Consider the following 16468-nt stretch of genomic DNA (forward strand, 5'->3'; position numbering starts at 1 on the left):
TAAGAACTATCAATGCACGGGAAAATATCCGACAGTTGCATTCGATTTTCTGGGCTATACATTCAGGCCACGAGGAGCGGAACGCAAGGATGGAAAAGGTCTGTTCACCGGCTTTCTGCCGGCCATTAGCAACAAAGCAGCCAAAGCGATACGGCAAGAGGTGCGGAGCTGGTCATTGCAGAACAAAAGTAGCAAAAGTTTGTATGATCTGGCGAGGATGTTCAATGCACCAATCCAGGGATGGATAGCCTATTATGGTAGATTTTATCGTTCGGCGTTAAATCCGATTTGGAAACACCTGAATTACAAGCTTGTATTATGGGCTGCACGGAAATTTAAACGTTTTCGTGGACACCGGCGGCGAGCAGAATGCTGGTTGCTGGATGTAGCCCAACGTCAACCTGACTTGTTTGCTCATTGGCGATTGTTTTATGGTAGTAAATTGACTGGATAGGAAGAGCCGTATGAATCGAGAGGTTCACGTACGGTTCTGTGAGCACCTGAAGGGGAAGTTCCTTCGGGTGACTCGACCCGGGCGACAGGCCGCGAATCGTATCGGTGTTATGGAATGCCGTCGTCTGTTTCCGTTCCCCGGTCTGGAGGTTAGTAAGGAATACGGTATAGTCATTGCCTTGCACAGTGATTTCGTATTCGAACCAGATATTGGGGATGAGTGCGGGGCCGGGCACGTAATTCTGCACAGTGGGCTCATTGAAATTCAAGTGCCATACGCGGTCTCCAGCCTGAATCTTGTAGATTGTGCCAGTGCGGTTTTTGAACAAACCATCCGGCTCAGGTCTAATACCGTAGAAATCTTTGCCAGAATCTCCGCGGGCATTATCATCGATCTGAACCTCGAAACCGGCGACCACAGGCTTCCAGGCAGCATTGGCCGCGTCAAAGGAAGGTTCGGGCGACGGTTGCTGTGCGATGCGTGCCTGAAGAGCCGCAGAAAGGCCCAGCGTCGGGCGTGGGAAGCGGACGAACACGCCGCTATTGTGGTTTGCCGCGTCGAAGATGCGAAACTGGAGACGCAGCGTGAAGTCGCCGAAAGCTTCCCGGGAGTAATAAAACAACCGCAACGCGCCACTGCCATAGCTGACCATCTCCCCATTAAGGTGGAGCATGCCACCGCCACCCGGCCCCGCAAGACTCCAGTTTTTGAATGTTGCCGCCGTCCCGTCGAAGAGAGGCCGGAAACCCGTTTCGTCCTGGGGACTTATGATCGGATCGGGACCAGAGAGCACACTGGTATTAAGCAGATCAGCCGCACGGCGGCCAAGCGCAACACCTGTGAGCATCGGGTTGGGCGAGCCCAGGGAAGGAAAAAGCGCGGGGCTGGCAATGTAGCAGTTGGTCGTATCGTGGATGCGGCCAAAGTCGTTGGTCACAGCATCAGCAACGTTATCGCCCATGCGCATCGTGCCTGCATCGTGATGGGTTGTGCCGAGATCATCTCGGTAGGTTCTGGATGTGTTCCTGAACGCGGCAAGTATCGCAAGTCGCTGCGCCTGGGTACCGGCGGGGACTGGAATAGCGCTGCCAGCGTTAGGGAGAATCTCGAATGGCTCATCGCCGGCGAAGATGAGCGCGATCTTATCCGCGACCGCATCCATCGCATCCCAGGTAACGCGGTCATTGTTGGTCTGCGCACTGCCAGGAAACTGCTGTGGGGCGGCCTTGGCGTTACCGAGATGAACCACAGCCTTGGGACGGTCAAAATCGGTTTCCAGCGTCGAGAGGTCAATGAAGCTGTCAGGATTGCGAGGCGTCATTTCGCCGATGCCGCGAATGGTCATGACGACTGTATCATCATTCGCACGGCGCATGGCCTCGATCAGTTCCAGATCCGGGATTTTCTTGAAAAGCTCGGCCTCGGATTCGGTGCCCAGTTTGCCCAGTCCTGAGGCGGTAATCTGGAAGTGAAAGGTTTTGTTGTTGGAAGCCTTACCTTTAACCAGCAATGCCGAAGATTGAAGGCTTGGAATCGTCATGGGCGGCAGGTTGGCCGCGATCGCTGCGCGTGGCACACGTATGGTGAGATTGCTGCGCAGATGGGCAATGAGATTGGTCCCCATGCGCTGGGCAGCGCGTCCCGCCAGCGACTGCTGAAAAGTGGTGAGCGCAATGCGGGTCGTTTCCACCGTGCCGAGTGCGATCACTGCCACGGCCTGCCGGCTACCTTGCGGCGGCGCGAGCATGATGTCCTGGGAAGCGCCATTTTGCCAGACACGCACACCGATTACGCGTACCCAGTTATCCGATTGGGTCTGGGTAATGAGTTCCTGTACATGGCAATTTGGTACGATCATCAGTCGCTTGCGCGCGTCTGCCACCGGCCCGACGCCATCCGCCTCTTTGTTTGCCAACCGTGCTGCGCTGATAAGACCGGGAATAGCGCTGAATTTATTGGTTGGAAAGAACCCAGGGAGGGTAGTCGACTGTACCGCAAGCGGTGCTTCCAGCTTGAAAAGCTCATGCAGGATTGCCTCAGGCGTTGTATCGGAGCTGGGCAAACCCAACCAGTCACGCAGCAGCGCGGCGGTGAGTGGGGGTTCACCAGGATCGGGATAGCGCACCGCAGGATGTTCAAGGAGTTGAGCTAAAGTTAATCCGGTTTCATTGCCCGGTGTGCTGAGCCCGGCGTGGAGTTGCTTACGCAGCGCAACGTGGAGCGGCCCGTAGATGAAGTCGTTGGTCTCTTTCACGCCGATTTGCCTGCTCGCCTGGGCAAAATACCCTTCAGCGGAAGGGGGCGGTCGCAGTGCCGTTTGTACCGCTGGCGGCCATGCCGCCATCTCCTCATCCAGCATCTCGGGCGACCATCCGCCCCACGTCATCGAACGTCCTCCGACAGCAAAGATCAGCCCAGCGTAATTGAGCGCCGGATGATTCATCCACGGCACACGAAAATCGGGCCCTCCCCCCATGAATGGCATGTTCTGCACATGCTCAGGTAACACGAGCGGTCCAGCCTCCAGCACCAGAATGCGGCGGCTGCGGGTAGCGTCAGTAAGGAAAAGATGCTCTCCCATGACTGCGCCGAAAGTGCCGCCGCCAATGATAATTACATCAAAGTCGCGCCGCCGTCCGGCAATAGTCTGCGCTGCGCTGTCAAGGGCTTCCTGTAATGTGTTGCAGAGAAAGCGCCCCATATTGTCCAGAGTAAACGAGGTAAATTCGGATCCCCGCAATTGAGCCATATCATTTCCTCCTGATTAGTCATTCAATTCCCGCCTTGGATTGGCGTGTAGCAAAAATAAACACTCCTTTTATGCTTCAATGGATTATTGAAATCCACGGGTTAAAAAATACGTGCAAATACCTGGTCAGCCTTTTTTCAGAGCTGGCCAGGTATTGCACTCTACGCTTGGCTATTGCGCCTACGACTTTATTCGTTGCCAGCGCCTGTGCGCTCCAGAAGGAAGTTAAATGATGTGAGAAAGTCAGGGCCCACGGAGGAGCCGATGATATTCCCATGATTGTTTATAGCTTGGACATACCTAAGAGAGCCATGCTCAGGAGGCATGTCCACCACCAAATCAGCCAGGTTCAAACGCACGCTCGGGCTGGGAACAAGATAGCTGTTGCCACTCTCACTAGTCGGGCTCCACACCTGCGTGATCACGATCAGATTATTGTCATTGAACTTCAGATCATTGCTGAGAGTGGGAAATTCAGGGGTTCCTTCTACAAAGTAAGTATGAAATACTCCTTCTTTATCCCATACGCCGATACGCTCGATGCCACGCTCGATATCACTAAAAAAGATCGAATAGCCGAGGACGTCGCCACGGTTGTTGATACCCACGACCAAGGAGTGGGGCTCAGTCGGCAGCGGGTGAAGCAGCGTGGCCAATCCGGTGCGGGGGTCGAAGCGGAAACCTCGAAAGCCGAGCCCCTCGATAAACGTATTACCGGAAATGATTCCCTGGTTGTTCATTCCAAGGGAGAAGGCCGACGAGATATCTGGCCCGAAATCCAGTGGTGTTACTTTCCCTTTGTCGTAAAGAACCGCTGTGGTATTGAAGTTCTCATCCACAGAAAAAAACCAGGGCCATGCCTGAGTCGTTGATTTCCGACACAAAACTAGTAATTTCTCCCGAAAGCCGCGGAATCAGCTCCACTTCGTTCCCGCGAAACAGCGCAGCCTGACCGAAAAAATTTTCGGCATCAGTCAGCACCGACCCGCCGATCATGCCGCCTTGGTTGGCCGTACTGGCGGTACCCTCCTGCAAGATAGTCAGGTTTCCATGTTCGAAAACAGCGATATAGCTGATAAATGTTCCATCTGACTCGTTGAAGGTAAAAGTGGTGCCGTAAACGCGGCCATCGTTGGTGATAGCGGAGGGGATAAAGCCAAGGGGTGGAACTGTCTCATCAAGCCAGACATAATGATACGCTGGCGTTACGCCCGCAGCTGCTTTTTTAAGCGGCACGACGCTTTGATCTCTAGCCTCAAGCGGCTGGAATTTTTCAGGATGTTTTTCGGCCAGAGCGGCATAAACTGCCGCCGGAATATTCCGCACCTGCCCTGTCAAACACGGGTCAATCACTTTGGTTCCCCGCAAGAGATGGGCATTCACTGCAGCTTCCCCAATTGCCTTCTTATCGACGGAATCGTTTCGCAGGAACCTTGCCGAACCTGGTTCCCTGACAATACACCTCATTTCTCTGGCGTCTTGCGTTAAACCGTTTGAGCCCGCGAGTGCTACAGGGAGTAATAAGAGGAATGTAACAAGGATTCCAGCAACCATGGCAAACTGTCTCTTGAAAGTTCTCATGATGTTTCTCCTCAAATAGAAGGAATTCATTGGAGATTCCCGGCACGACTACTGCAACGACTCGCAGCAGAAAAATGGGATCAGCCCATTAGCCAATTCCATTTTCTGCCGCCAACTCACTTTCTACTCGATACCTGAAACAGAGTGGCGCAACAGATCAAACCAATTCAGGTTTGTCGCATGATGATATTAAGAAACAACAAGTAAGCAGGCAATAATGCAAATGCATACAATTTTTATACTCATCGTACTTCAAAATTCGGTTTTCAAAATCCCTGGAATGAAGCGATCAAAATGATTTGTTGATTGAGTAATCATTCTCGATTCCTGATTCCACTCATGTTTGATTCAATCGATCCTATTGGATGGATGAAATTCTGGTACCTGCAGCGCAATCCGGCGTAACAACCGGCCCAGCAAATCGGAACCGGTAATGATGCGGCGTCTTTCCTTCTCCCACACCAGGATCAGGTCTTCGTCGATGACATCGTCACCCGGTCGCTCCGGACGCACGATCAACCGGGTCAGCGTCTGTCCGAGAGGCAAGTGCGGGTCGCGCACGACCAGAGGACGATGGCACAACTGCACAGGATCAAAAGGCGCGGGGTCGAACAGCGCAGCTCGCAGCAACGCAGCCGCACTCACCACTAAGCGCGGTTCATCGGCTTCATCCACCAGCACCAGCCACTTCTTGTCGCAGACCGCGATGCGCTGCAGAAACGGATCTTCCACACTACGCGTGATTTCCGGGAACACGGGTCGGCCATCACGAAACGCCAGACGGATCACGCTTTGCGGATCGAGCAGTTCTCCTTCCTGGCCAACCGGCAGATCATCCAGGGCCAGGAAATTGATGGCGCCGACAGCCTCAACATGGCTGATTTCAGTACCGCCACCACGAGCATGTTGTTCCAGCATCTGTATGATCTCATGCTCGCGCAGCCAGGGCGTTCCTTCCGGACCCACCCAGGCATCGAGCAGTTTGCTTGAGGGCCAGGCCACCGGCCATAGTATTACCCGGTAGAAACGCAGCATCGGCACAAACCGCGCCGTAACCGACAGCGCGTGGCGTGAGAAATAGGCCTGTGGAATAATTTCACCGCCAAAGGTAATAACCACCGTGGAAAACAGGAAAGCACTGAAGCCAGTCAGCACCGAATCGGCCAGTAAGGTTAGCAATACGTTGATCGCAACATTCCCCAACAAGATAGTGGTCAAGGTGAAATTGGCGTCTTGCCGTAAGGCCAGGACACTTTGGGCACCCACGTCACCACTTTCTGCTGCAACTTCCAGACGCAGACGGCTTAGGCTGAACACGGCCAGATTCAGGCCAGAAAATACCGCTGATTGGCCCAGGCACAGCGCAATGCCGAGCCAGGCAAACAGTTCGCTCATGAAATATTCCTCGCTCGTTGCAATCGAACTCCGGGCTTCACTCGTCCAAGGAATCTGGCGGTTCCATATCGCCGTTTTCGGTCCCCTCTTCAGTCAGATAATGGCATAGACGCCAGGTATGATAGGTTACGCGCTCCAGCCAGCGAATGGCATCCAATGCCTCCAGCGCATCGAACGGACTCTGTTTTCCGTGGGCTGTCTGGCGCAGGATAGCCAGACGCTCGTCGCGACGTAACTCTGCCAGGACCTGCGCTTGGTGTTCCATCTGCATCAGCCACTCGAACGATACCCGATCGAGTAATCCCTGGCGTGCTAACGTCAGCACCTTTTGACACCGGGTCAGCGCACCCTGCAGAGCTGGCTGGGCCATCACCTTGCGTGTGGCGGCAGACAGGTTCAAGCGGGTAAGCAAACGTGCCAAATGATCAATCGCGTGCAATTGGGCTATTCGCGAGCGGGATAGCGGCTCGTCATCTGCAATCGGTGGAATCTTTGCAAAGAAGTGTTGCGTCGTTTTTAAAGCACTCTTGACTTCAACCCGCTGTGGCTCGCTGACACGCGCCACCGCACTGCTCAACAACTGATTCAGTTGGCTGATCGTCTCAAGCGTGGTGACGATCAAGGTACGACGCGTGGATTCCAGCGCTACTGCCGGAGCCTGTAACAACGTATCGTCCAGGTGACGGGTAAGCCGCGGCCCCTGCTCAGGCAGCAGCCGCTCAATCGAGCGCGCAAAAGCACGGTTAAAAGGCAGAAAAATCGCCACGCCCAAGGTAATGAACGCAGTATGGAACGCAGCCAAACTCACTGCTCCCGGTTCCAAACCCATCTGCTGTTGCGCGAATGTCAGCCCCCATAAAAAGACTGGCAATAACAGCAGGGCCATGACGCCGGTAACCAGGTTGAATGCGATATGCGCAAGCGCAGTACGTTTGGCGGAAACGCTGCCGCCACTGGCCGCCAATGCGCTGGTAACAGTCGTGCCGATCGCTGCGCCGATAACGAGCGATGCTGCCTGGTCAAAATTAACCGCATTGGCATGCAGGGCAGTCAAGGTCGTCGCCACCACTGCGCTCGAAGACTGCATCACGACCGTCATGAGGGTACCGATCACCACCGTTACCAGATGGCTGATCATCCCTGTCGATGGCAGCGCAGCCAGATCGAAGATCCCCGCCATATTCTGCATGCTGTTCTGCAAATGATCGATGCCTATGAAAATCAGGCCGAAACCTGCCAGAGCCAGACCCAGCGAGCGCCAGCGTCCATGGGAGAGTAACCGTAAAAGCGCACCGATGCCTACCAGTGGCAACGCGTAAAAACCCAAACTCACTTTCAAACCCAGCATCGAAACGACCCAGCTGGTCCCAGTGGCTCCCAGGCTTGCTCCCAGCACCACGCCCACTGCCTGCGGGAAGGTAAGCAATCCCGCGCTAACGAAACCAATCAGCGTCATGGTCGTCGCACTGGAAGACTGTACCATCACGGTCACCAGCGTCCCAGAAGCAAAAGCCTTGTAAGGTGTGCCAGTGAAGCGCACCAAGGCGCGGTTCAGCGCATCACCGGCTAATGCCTTGAGCCCGTCAGTGAGCAGCACCACGCCCATTAGAAACAGGCCGACACCTCCTAGCAGCTGGAAAATCATGGCGGTCATGACTGGATCGCTTCAAGTGAACAAAACAATCCGCGCGCTTCACTCAACAACATTAATCTGATCAATCTCTACTCTCCACTTTGTACAAAAATATGCAGGTTATTGACTGTTGACAGTATCCATCAACGCTTAGATAGGGTTACCGATCCCAGCATTTTTAGGCTATTTACCCTTACCTATCATTGGACTCGCTTGGTTCTATTATCCTTTTTGATTTTGTCTGAGGTAACCCGAATATTTCATAAATTGGCACGTACCCTCACTTGTCTTTTGATTAATAGGAAAGATTTTGCTCAGTCGGGTGTATGAATCACTACACCCCTCTTTCTCAAAACTTCCCTATTAATCAATATCCTGCGTGATCATCACGCGAATTTATGAAATATTCGGGGTAACATGATACGCTCCAGCTGTAAATCGGCATCGATGCAATGAATGATCGGTAATCGGTCGGTCCGGATTTTCTGACAGCTTGCCACATGACAATCAGCGAGGAGCAGGAAACGTGCCACCAGATAATGTAGCTGAATTTCGTTTCTATGCCGAGCTGAATGATTTTCTTTCTCCCGAGCAACGGCAGCAAACGATGCACTATCGTTTCAGTGGTCATCCAGCAATCAAGGACCCGATCGAGGCATTTGGTGTGCCTCATACCGAAGTAGAATTGATTATCGTCAATGGCCAAGCGGTAAAATTCAATTATCGACTCCAGGCAGGCGACCGTGTCGCTGTCTATCCGGTTTTCAAAAGACTGAACATTGGCCCTTTGCTCAGGCTGCGCGAAAAAATTTCACCGGAGCCACGCTTCGTGCTGGATGTCAATCTGGGAAAGCTCGCCAGATTCATGCGCTTATTGGGTTTCGACAGCCTCTATCGCAACGACTATCAGGATCCCACTATTGTAAAAATCGCAGTCAGCGAGCAGCGCATCGTGCTGACCCGGGACCGCCGCCTTCTACATGCCAAACAGATTCAGCATGGTTATTGGGTGCGCGCAATCGATGCCGGCAGTCAGATCGATGAAGTCATCCACCGCTTCGATCTATGCAGGTTGATTCACCCTTTTGCACGCTGCCTGGTTTGTAATGGTGTGCTCGCCTCCGTCGACAAGACGAGCATATTGGATCAGCTTGAACCCAAGACAAAACGTTACTATCAAGTTTTCCGTCAATGCGTCAATTGCCAGCGCATCTACTGGGAAGGCTCTCACCTGGAGAACATGCGGCGACGCTTCGCTGGTTTACTGACGCGGGAGCGCGCTGATCCATCAGAAATCGATATGACCCAAGCGTCAAACGAGTAGACCGTTCAGACTAACGGTTGTCACGCTGTTTGACCTGAGCTCGTCGAAGTCCAATGTCAGTTATACTCATCACACTTTAAAATTTGGCATTGACAACCTCCAGCGGGAGAAGGTATTGATGCCGAATTTTGAAGTATGATGAGTATACTATGATCATGTAAGTTACTTATCAATCACATAAGTAACTTCCCCTACTCCCATTCCAAAAATGAAGGAGTCACCATGCCCATCCATAATGCTGATATCGCAGCCATCTTCGAAGAGATCGCTGATTTGCTGGAAATCGATAGTGCTAACGTGTTTCGCGTGCGCGCTTACCGCAATGCTGCCCGCACCTTGCAGGAATTGGGTAAAGATGTGCGAACGATGGTAGAAAAAGACGATGACCTGACCAGACTTCCTGGCATTGGTGATGATCTTGCCCATAAGATACGGGAAATCGTCGAGACCGGTCACTGCGTTATGCTGGATAAACTGCACAAGCAACTGCCGTCGACCATCACGGAATTACTGAAAATCCCCGGGCTGGGACCGAAACGAGTAAGCGCGCTGTATCACGAGCTGGATATCCATACGATGGCGCAATTGCAACGCGCCGTGCGCGATCACCGTATCCAGGCCCTGCCCGGCTTCGGTGAAAAAACCGAGATGCACATTGCCGATGCCCTGGCCATTCACGCGAGCAACACCAGCCGTTTCAAACTGGCCGTTGCTGCCCAGTACGCCGAGCCGCTGGCAGCCTGGCTGCGTACAACTCCCCGAGTTCAGCAAGTAGTGATAGCAGGCAGCTACCGGCGCGCACGAGAAACGGTAGGCGATATCGATATTTTGATCACTGCTATCTCAGATAGCCCGGTCATGGCGCGCTTTTGCGGCTATGACGAAATAGCTGAAGTCCTCTCTCACGGCCCGACGCGTAGCAGCGTAGTGCTCAAGTGCAAACTGCAAGTGGATACACGTGTAGTCAACCCTGAGAGCTACGGCGCAGCCCTGCATTATTTCACCGGCAGCAAGGCGCATAACATCGCCATACGCCGCCTGGGTCAGGAGCGAGGGCTCAAGATCAATGAATATGGCGTCTTCAAGGGGCAGGCTCGCATCGCCGGTGAAACGGAGGAATCCGTCTATCAGGCAGTAGGATTACCGTTCATTCCTCCGGAGTTGCGTGAAGATCGCGGTGAAATTGAGGCCGCCCGGCATGGATATTTACCCAGACTTATCGAACTCAGTGATCTAAAGGGTGATCTGCATGCTCACAGCAAGGCAAGCGACGGTCATGATACCCTCAAAGAAATGGCCCAGGCTGCGCTACTACAGCGTAGTTTCGAATATCTCGCCATTACCGAGCATTCAAGCCGGCTTACTATCGCTCGCGGCCTCGATTCGGTACAGCTCACCAAACAGATCGATGAAATTGACCGACTTAACGAGCAATTGAAAGGCATCACGCTGCTCAAGGGGATTGAAGTCGATATTCTGGAAGATGGCAGCCTGGATCTGCCAGACTGGGTACTAGGAAAGCTGGATCTGGTCGTCGGCGCAGTGCACAGCCGCTTTGGCTTGTCCCGCGCCCGGCAGACCGAGCGTATTCTGAGAGCGATGGATCATCCTCATTTCACGCTGCTGGCTCACCCCAGTGGTCGGCTCATCGACAAGCGCGAACCCTACAATGTCGATATGCTGCGTATCATCCGCAAAGCCAAGGAGCGCGGCTGTTACCTGGAGCTCAATGCTCATCCCGAGCGACTGGACTTGCTCGACACATACTGCCAGGCAGCCAAGGGGGAAGGCGTTCTGATCAGCATCAATTCAGATGCGCATAGCGTGCTGGATTTCGATAATCTACGCTTCGGTGTCGGACAGGCGCGGCGCGGCTGGTTGGAGAAGAAGAACGTGCTCAATACACGATCTTTGCAAGAACTTAGGCCGCTGCTCAAGCGCACGATGTAATGGCCTACCGCAACAAGTGCTCCCTCACTCCGTGGGTGTTCCTATTTTTGCTTTTGATAATACTACCGGGCTGCGTCCATCGGCAGTTCGTCACCCAGCCCTACCCTCGCTGGGGTGAGGAAATCCCGATCAATCAGGCAAATGATGCCAATCCGCTGATCCTGCGGCTGATGCGACCCGCCGAGCCGATTCATGCATCGGCCTGCGTGCTCCTCGTCCACGGCATGAATGAATATATCGGGCGTTATGGTGAAATCGCCCGCTATTTCGCTCAACGTTTCATCGTGGCAGGCTTCGATCTCTATGCACATGGCCTGTCCAATCCGATGCTGCAACAGGCGGATCAGGCCTTGACTGCAGGCGCTGCCAGACAGGAAGTCGGTGATGCCTACCTGGCGCAAACTCGATTGCATGATCTGGAGCCGATGCGACAAGGTCTAAGTCAGGCGTTGCGGCATTTGATCCTCCTTTGCAATGAGCAAGATAAAGAAGAAAAACCGAACAAACCGGTCTTCATTGTTTCTCATAGCCTGGGCGCTCTGATTGCCGCATCTTATTTGCTCTCCACTGAGAATACGCACGATTCAGCAATGCGGGTACAGGGAATCGTCTTACTCGGACCGGCTTTCTCCGTCAGCGAAGTTCCGGGCTGGCGCGGCTGGCTGGCAAATCCGTTCATCAAGCTATCGTTTCATGCCGAGGAACATTTCCTGAATCCGCAGAATGAACCTTTGCCATTGTTGATCGTGAATCAGCTCATGTCCCTGATCACTGTGCCATTGCTTGATGGCCTATTTGAGGTTTTGTCCTGGCCTGGCCTGCGCACACTATTTACGCCGGTCACACCGGATTGGGTGGTGGATTATCTTAGCGATAGTGAAGCGGAAAAGGCAGAAATCCGCGCGGATGGCTGGTTTATCCGCCGCAATCTGCTGCGCTATGTCAAAGGAATCGAAGCGGAAGTCGTTCGCTTTCGCCGCCACATGAACACATTCGCTATCCCTTATTACCTGATCTACTCGGGCCGCGATCCGATCACCCCTGCCTGGGGGAATGAAGATTTTGCTCGTGTTACCCAGCAGAACCATCCCGACAATGCACTGCTGCCGCTACCGGAACTAAGCCACCACGAGCATCTGTTCTCATCGCAACCCTTACGCGATGAACTCCTGAAAAAAATCGAGCAGTGGCTGGATCAAAGGGTGCTTTCTTGGAATCAAGAGAAAACGACGAGACCATAATAATAAATATATTCCCTGACATCAGGCTTTTCTACGGGGGAGGAAGAAACTACGAAGTAAGTTCTGATTTAGGACTGGAATGCAAAGTAGAAACATGCTGCTCACACATCTCTACCAACAAGCCTATTGAGCAGCCGGGTTTCTCTTTCTATTTGTCATCCGGATTCAGCATATTGAAAACTAATGCTGTCTACCCGAACCTACCAGAAATTGCGCAGTACATGCCGCTGCAGCAGCTCCTGCAACCTGAGTGATCATGTACGCTGGCACCTCAGCAACTGAACACTTGCCACGCATCAAGACAACCAATGTTACCGCAGGATTGTAGTGCGCTCCAGAAATATGCCCACCCACATAAACCATTACCCTCAGTACCGAACCTGTCGCCAGCAGTTGATCCCAGTACTCCCGGGTATCTAACGCACAAATGGAATCAAACCATAGGTGAACCTGTCATCTCATGAAGTCTTTTAACGGCGCCTGAGTCCAGATGAAGTGCTTGCGCCAATTGAAGTAAATAATCTCTTTCCGCATTCGTGTCTATATCAATTGCGAATAATGAAGCTGCATAAACCTGAGTGGCGACAATTTGATTAGGTACATTAGAAACCAGCTTGTTTAGATCCAGAGGCTGATTTAATTCATCACGAATAAATTGACGTTCTTCATCCGTAATCCCGTCTTCACCCACTTTGCCCATAAGTTTGTTCATTTCTGACTGGTCAAGTTGCCCGTCTGCTTTGGCTGCACTGATCATCGCCCGTAGTATGAGTTTTTCTGTTGCTGCAGAAGTCATCGTTTCTACTTGCTCCTTAGGCAAGGAATCAGCAAGTTCCCTCTCCTGCAAATCAGAAGATTGAGGAGCATATTTTTTCTGAAGTGCATTGATTGCCAGAGCACCGAGCATGGATAGCGCACTTCCGCCTAGCGCACCTTTTGCTGCAGCAGCTCCACCACTTAGCAGAGCGCCTGCCAGCGCCCCCAAGCCGCCTAATTGGCCACCTGTTACGTTACCCGCCTGCTTAGAATGCAGGAATTTTTCAATCAAACCCAACCACTTACTTGTAGGTTGAGAAGAATTGGCCACATTTTCAAGTCTTGAATGCCCCTCATTCGTCATCACGTTCAACAAACGTCCAACAATATCGCCATAGCTCATGGTATAACTCCTTTGATTAAATAATCTGTATGAACAATTACAGTCGTCCGTCCAAATTCCCATAAAACTACGATCATTAGCCCGAATATTTCATAAATTCGCGTGATGATCACGCAGGATTTTGATTAATAGGGAAGTTTTGAGAAGGAGTGGCGTAGTGATTCATACACCCGACTGAGCAAAATCTTTCTTATTAATCAAAAGACAAGTGAGGGCACGTGCCAATTTATGAAATATTCGGGTTAGTTAATCTGAAATGAGAAAGTGAGTAAATACGTGTAAATACGTAATTCAATCCTGATGCATCAATAATTTTTCATTTATTTCATAATATTTCTGACTCATCATCATGCACACGTTTCCTTCTGTATTGATATGTTAAACAATAATTCATGATATGAATGATCTTCCATGAAACGTCATAACAGCCTTTACCCTTTGTCTCATGATCATCATCACGTTCTTGTTCAAGCGAGAAATCTGCGCATAGCCTCTGCCCATTCCGATAGAACATTACTTCACCAGATTGTCAGTGATTTTATTACTTTCTGGGATGCCAGCCTTCAAACCCATTTCCGTCAAGAGGAGGAAATTCTCCTGCCCATTTTTTCACAATATTCATCGACAGACCGTCTGGAAATCACTGAAACCTTAAAACAACATGTCAATATCCAGCAAGTCGTGGATCAGTTGAGAAAACACATTGAGCAGGAAACAGCGCTGGCTGTGAAAAGTCGGGAGCTTTCGGATCTGCTCGGCATGCATATTCGTTATGAGGAGCAGCACTTATTTCCTGCTATTCAGGAAGGGGTACCAGAAGAAGCATTATGGGAAATCAACCGCCGGCTCACCACGAAATAAGCGCACTAGCGGCGATCTGGCAGTAAATATATCTATCAAATAGAGGTTTTAGAGAATCATGAGTCAATTATTACCCATTTCTTAGAATACTTAAGGTTTTGCTGATGAAATTAGCAAAACCTTAATATATTATTTCAGGTGCTGGCCAATAGCTTCCAAGTCAACTTTTAGAAGTAACACCTTGATCCATAACCGAGAAGGAGTAAGCTATGAGTGACAAAAAGAAATTGACTACCAGTGCAGGTTGCCCGGTTGTCGACAACCAGAATGTAATGACAGCAGGGCCACGAGGCCCGATGCTGATCCAGGATGTCTGGTTTCTGGAGAAACTCGCTCACTTTGATCGCGAAGTCATTCCTGAACGGCGCATGCATGCTAAAGGTTCGGGAGCCTACGGCACCTTCACTGTCATGCACGATATTACCCCATACACACGTGCCAACATTTTCTCCCAGGTAGGTAAAAAAACCGATGTGTTCGTTCGTTTTTCTACGGTAGCGGGTGAACGGGGCGCAGCGGATGCGGAGCGCGATATTCGTGGCTTTGCCGTTAAGTTCTATACCGAAGAAGGCAACTGGGATCTGGTCGGCAATAACACACCCGTATTTTTTCTACGTGATCCGCTAAAATTCCCCGATTTGAATCATGCCGTGAAGCGCGACCCTTGCACCCATCTCCGCAGCGCAAAAAATAATTGGGATTTCTGGACACTGCTGCCAGAAGCACTGCATCAGATTACCATCGTCATGAGTGATCGTGGCATTCCAGCAACCTACCGGAACATGCACGGTTTCGGCAGTCATACTTTCAGTCTTATCAATGCTGATAACGAGCGTTACTGGGTCAAATTCCATATGAAATGCATGCAGGGCATCAAAAATCTGACTGATGCCGAAGCAGAAACGCTTATCGGCAAAGATCGCGAAAGCCATCAACGCGATCTCTACGCAGCCATCGAACGCGGTGATTTTCCGAAATGGAAATTTTGTATCCAAATTATGCCTGAGATGGATGCGACCAAAGTACCGCACAATCCTTTTGACCTCACGAAAGTATGGCCCCACAGCGATTATCCACTCATCGAAGTCGGTATGCTGGAACTGAATCGCAATCCAGCAAACTATTTCGCCGAGGTCGAGCAGGCTGCCTTCAATCCCGCCAATATCGTACCAGGCATTGGCTTCTCGCCAGACAAAATGCTGCAGGGTCGTCTATTCTCTTACGGTGATGCCCAACGCTACCGGTTAGGTGTCAACCATAATCAAATTCCGGTCAACCAATCACGTTGCCCAGTGCACAGCTATCACCGTGACGGCGCCATGCGAGTAGATGGTAACTTTGGTGGTACCCAGGGCTATGAACCTAATAGTTTGGGTGAATGGCAGGAACAACCTGACTTTGCAGAACCCCCGCTCAATCTGGAAGGTGCAGCCGATCACTGGAATCACCGCGAAGATACTGACTATTATTCTCAGCCAGGTGCCCTGTTCCGCTTGATGACTCCAGCACAACAACGGATCTTATTCGAGAACACCGCACGTTCCATAGGAGGTATTCCGCGCGAGATCCAAATTCGTCATATCAAGAACTGCCTCAAGGCCGATCCAATCTATGGCAAAGGCATTGCTGATACCTTGGGTATTGCATTGAACGATTTCCCGAAATAGATCTTTGCTAATTCGGAAAGACATCATTTGCTTCATTCCTGAATGCCTTCGAGAGTTGTAAAAATTTTGTAAACTGATGCTTGAGCAATTAAGTATTTTCGTTATATACTGAATCTGTCACAAGTTGTTGTTAGTTACAAATTTTAATAAGGAATCAATATAATGAGATTTTTTCTGATCGCCGCCGTTTTAGCAGCCATAACACTGACAGGATGTGGCAGACCAAGTCAAGCATTACCTGAACAAGAAAAAGAAAACTACGATAGAATCATGCGCGGTGAAAAGTTAGATTGCCCTCATGGATTAGATGCTAACGGAAATTGCCTGAAAGAAGGTGGTGATCCACGTCCATATGGTGGCACCAGCAAACCCGGTCATTAATAATCCAATAATAACCGTAGATCTATAAAAAAACCGCCTAGCCAGGCGGTTTTTTTATTTCCAGCGCTCCCCG

14 protein-coding genes are annotated in these 16468 nt (G+C 51.2%); 7 read left to right on the forward strand and 7 right to left on the reverse strand.

Going from position 1 to position 16468, the window contains the following annotated elements; translation table 11 throughout:
• On the forward strand, window positions 1-454 hold a 454-nt coding region (locus BLW34_RS07455), incomplete at its 5' end, for a group II intron maturase-specific domain-containing protein (RefSeq protein ID WP_305728579.1).
• On the opposite strand, the gene BLW34_RS07460 is transcribed toward BLW34_RS07455, so the two are convergent.
• The 5 genes from BLW34_RS07460 to BLW34_RS07480 form a co-directional block, all read right to left on the reverse strand.
• Entirely contained in the window at window positions 336-3203 is a 2868-nt protein-coding gene (locus tag BLW34_RS07460; RefSeq protein ID WP_090577651.1) for a 3-keto-alpha-glucoside-1,2-lyase-like domain-containing protein, read from the reverse strand. The genes BLW34_RS07455 and BLW34_RS07460 overlap by 119 nt on opposite strands.
• 188 nt (window positions 3204-3391) lie before the next feature.
• Window positions 3392-4042, reverse strand: a complete 651-nt coding sequence (locus BLW34_RS07465; protein WP_090577653.1) for a hypothetical protein — start codon at window positions 4040-4042, stop codon at window positions 3392-3394.
• Complete coding sequence (locus tag BLW34_RS07470; RefSeq protein ID WP_090577655.1) at window positions 4035-4784, reverse strand: hypothetical protein; 750 nt, start codon at window positions 4782-4784, stop codon at window positions 4035-4037. The genes BLW34_RS07465 and BLW34_RS07470 overlap by 8 nt, the downstream gene beginning before the upstream one ends.
• 348 nt (window positions 4785-5132) lie before the next feature.
• Window positions 5133-6179: a DUF21 domain-containing protein gene (locus tag BLW34_RS07475; protein ID WP_090577657.1), complete on the reverse strand. Its 1047-nt coding sequence runs from the start codon at window positions 6177-6179 to the stop codon at window positions 5133-5135.
• A gap of 37 nt (window positions 6180-6216) precedes the next feature.
• A complete protein-coding gene (locus tag BLW34_RS07480; RefSeq protein WP_090577659.1) occupies window positions 6217-7833 on the reverse strand; it encodes a Na/Pi cotransporter family protein in 1617 nt (538 codons plus the stop codon).
• A 505-nt stretch (window positions 7834-8338) separates the two neighbouring features.
• On the opposite strand from BLW34_RS07480, the gene BLW34_RS07485 reads away from it, so the two are divergent.
• From BLW34_RS07485 to BLW34_RS07495, 3 genes are all read left to right on the forward strand, one after another.
• Window positions 8339-9136, forward strand: coding sequence for a Mut7-C RNAse domain-containing protein (locus BLW34_RS07485; protein ID WP_090577660.1), 798 nt, complete (start codon window positions 8339-8341; stop codon window positions 9134-9136).
• Between the two features lie 222 nt (window positions 9137-9358).
• Window positions 9359-11086: a DNA polymerase/3'-5' exonuclease PolX gene (gene polX / locus BLW34_RS07490; protein WP_090577662.1), complete on the forward strand. Its 1728-nt coding sequence runs from the start codon at window positions 9359-9361 to the stop codon at window positions 11084-11086.
• A 47-nt stretch (window positions 11087-11133) separates the two neighbouring features.
• A complete protein-coding gene (locus tag BLW34_RS07495; protein ID WP_256203664.1) occupies window positions 11134-12327 on the forward strand; it encodes an alpha/beta fold hydrolase in 1194 nt (397 codons plus the stop codon).
• 180 nt (window positions 12328-12507) lie between these two features.
• Here the strand turns inward: BLW34_RS07495 and BLW34_RS07500 are convergent, their stop codons facing one another.
• Together BLW34_RS07500 and BLW34_RS07505 are read right to left on the reverse strand one after the other, a co-directional pair.
• A complete protein-coding gene (locus tag BLW34_RS07500; protein WP_371263923.1) occupies window positions 12508-12756 on the reverse strand; it encodes an aquaporin in 249 nt (82 codons plus the stop codon).
• Between the two features lie 4 nt (window positions 12757-12760).
• Window positions 12761-13486, reverse strand: coding sequence for a tellurite resistance TerB family protein (locus BLW34_RS07505; RefSeq protein WP_090577668.1), 726 nt, complete (start codon window positions 13484-13486; stop codon window positions 12761-12763).
• A 411-nt stretch (window positions 13487-13897) separates the two neighbouring features.
• On the opposite strand from BLW34_RS07505, the gene BLW34_RS07510 reads away from it, so the two are divergent.
• The 3 genes from BLW34_RS07510 (at window position 13898) to BLW34_RS07520 (ending at window position 16395) form a co-directional block, all read left to right on the forward strand.
• Complete coding sequence (locus BLW34_RS07510) at window positions 13898-14347, forward strand: hemerythrin domain-containing protein (RefSeq protein ID WP_090577670.1); 450 nt, start codon at window positions 13898-13900, stop codon at window positions 14345-14347.
• A 209-nt stretch (window positions 14348-14556) separates the two neighbouring features.
• A complete protein-coding gene (locus BLW34_RS07515; RefSeq protein ID WP_090577672.1) occupies window positions 14557-16014 on the forward strand; it encodes a catalase in 1458 nt (485 codons plus the stop codon).
• 162 nt (window positions 16015-16176) lie between these two features.
• Window positions 16177-16395 carry a hypothetical protein gene (locus BLW34_RS07520; protein ID WP_090577674.1) on the forward strand — a complete coding sequence of 73 codons (219 nt, stop codon included), beginning with the start codon at window positions 16177-16179 and terminating at the stop codon, window positions 16393-16395.
• Window positions 16396-16468: the final 73 nt, after the last annotated feature.

Source organism: Nitrosomonas sp. Nm58, assembly GCF_900107335.1.
GTDB lineage: Bacteria > Pseudomonadota > Gammaproteobacteria > Burkholderiales > Nitrosomonadaceae > Nitrosomonas.

Excerpts from the sequence above, each read along its gene's own strand:
- BLW34_RS07460 (WP_090577651.1), bottom strand. The coding sequence starts at position 3,203 with ATGGCTCAATTGCGGGGATCCGAATTTACCTCGTTTACTCTGGACAAT.
- BLW34_RS07470 (WP_090577655.1), bottom strand. The coding sequence starts at position 4,784 with ATGAGAACTTTCAAGAGACAGTTTGCCATGGTTGCTGGAATCCTTGTT.
- BLW34_RS07475 (WP_090577657.1), bottom strand. The coding sequence starts at position 6,179 with ATGAGCGAACTGTTTGCCTGGCTCGGCATTGCGCTGTGCCTGGGCCAA.
- BLW34_RS07480 (WP_090577659.1), bottom strand. The coding sequence starts at position 7,833 with ATGACCGCCATGATTTTCCAGCTGCTAGGAGGTGTCGGCCTGTTTCTA.
- polX (WP_090577662.1), top strand. The coding sequence starts at position 9,359 with ATGCCCATCCATAATGCTGATATCGCAGCCATCTTCGAAGAGATCGCT.
- BLW34_RS07505 (WP_090577668.1), bottom strand. The coding sequence starts at position 13,486 with ATGAGCTATGGCGATATTGTTGGACGTTTGTTGAACGTGATGACGAAT.
- BLW34_RS07510 (WP_090577670.1), top strand. The coding sequence starts at position 13,898 with ATGAAACGTCATAACAGCCTTTACCCTTTGTCTCATGATCATCATCAC.
- BLW34_RS07515 (WP_090577672.1), top strand. The coding sequence starts at position 14,557 with ATGAGTGACAAAAAGAAATTGACTACCAGTGCAGGTTGCCCGGTTGTC.
- BLW34_RS07520 (WP_090577674.1), top strand. The coding sequence starts at position 16,177 with ATGAGATTTTTTCTGATCGCCGCCGTTTTAGCAGCCATAACACTGACA.